The organism is Dietzia maris, from assembly GCF_014144855.1.
Classification (GTDB): Bacteria; Actinomycetota; Actinomycetes; order Mycobacteriales; family Mycobacteriaceae; genus Dietzia; species Dietzia kunjamensis.
In genome coordinates, this window is the sequence record NZ_JAALDN010000325.1 from 1 (window position 1) to 1,033 (window position 1,033).

Annotated in this window: 1 protein-coding gene and 1 pseudogene; both read right to left on the reverse strand. The window is 73.7% G+C overall.

The annotated features are described in order from the left end of the window. Positions 1–659, reverse strand: a 659-nt coding sequence (locus tag G6024_RS11085) for a coproporphyrinogen-III oxidase family protein (protein ID WP_194307387.1), incomplete at its 3' end; no start/stop codon positions are given. A 26-nt stretch (positions 660–685) separates the two neighbouring features. Continuing rightward, positions 686–1,033 (reverse strand): annotated as a pseudogene (locus tag G6024_RS11090) (hypothetical protein); the annotation flags it as partial.

Consider the following 1,033-nt stretch of genomic DNA (forward strand, 5'->3'; position numbering starts at 1 on the left):
CGGGCCAGCGCGGTGCCGTCCTCCACGATCAGCGAGTAGGCGGAGACGTGGTCGACCCCGGCGTCGACGACCGCGTCGAGTGTCCGCGCCAGGTCGTCGTCCGTCTCGCCCGGGGTGCCGTAGATGACGTCGAGGTTGACGTGCTCGAACCCGGCCCGCAGGGCCTCGGCCACCGCCTCCTGCGGGCGTCCGGGGGTGTGGGTCCGGTCGAGCACGCGCAGGACGTGGGCTGCCGTCGACTGCATGCCCAGCGAGATGCGGGTGAATCCGCCCTCGCGCAGTCGGGCGAAGAACTCCGGCGAGGTGGACTCCGGGTTGCTCTCGGTGGTGACCTCCGCGCCGGGCGCCAGCCCGAAGGTCGAGTCGATGCGCTCGAGCAGGCCCACGAGGACGTCCGCGCCGACCAGCGACGGGGTGCCGCCGCCGATGAAGACCGTGTCGACCTGTGGGGGCGTGCCCGTCGCGGCCAGGGCCTGCGCGGCCCGGTCGATCTCGATGGCCGCGGCCCGTTCCCAGTCGACCGGGGAGGTCGCCGAGCCGAGTTCGCCGGCGGTGTAGGTGTTGAAATCGCAGTATCCGCACCGGGTGGAGCAGAACGGCACGTGGAGGTAGATGCCGAAGGGCGCCCGCGGATCGCGGGTCGGGGGCGCGCTCGCCAGTGTGGCGGGGTCGTGGGGCGCGGCGGTCACACCTGACCGGTCTGGGTGTCCGATGAGGTCTCATCTCCAGTCGGGTCCGGGGCGGGCAGGGTCTCGATCGGCGGGGTCGGCGTCGCCGAGATCTCGTCGTCGCCAAGGACTGTAGCCGCGGGCGCGCTGTAGGTCGGTGCCTGGGCGGCATCGTCGGGGGTACCCGGTCCCGCGGGAGCCTCCGGCGCGGTTGTCCGACGATCGGGCCCGGCCGCGGTCTGCGTGGGCGCGGTCTGCGTGGGCGCGGTCTGCGTGGTCGCGGCCGGTGTGGTCGCGGCCGGTGTGGAGGCTGCGGGCTTGGACCCGGTCGGCTTCGCCGCGCGCTTCTGCTGCGAACTCGTCGT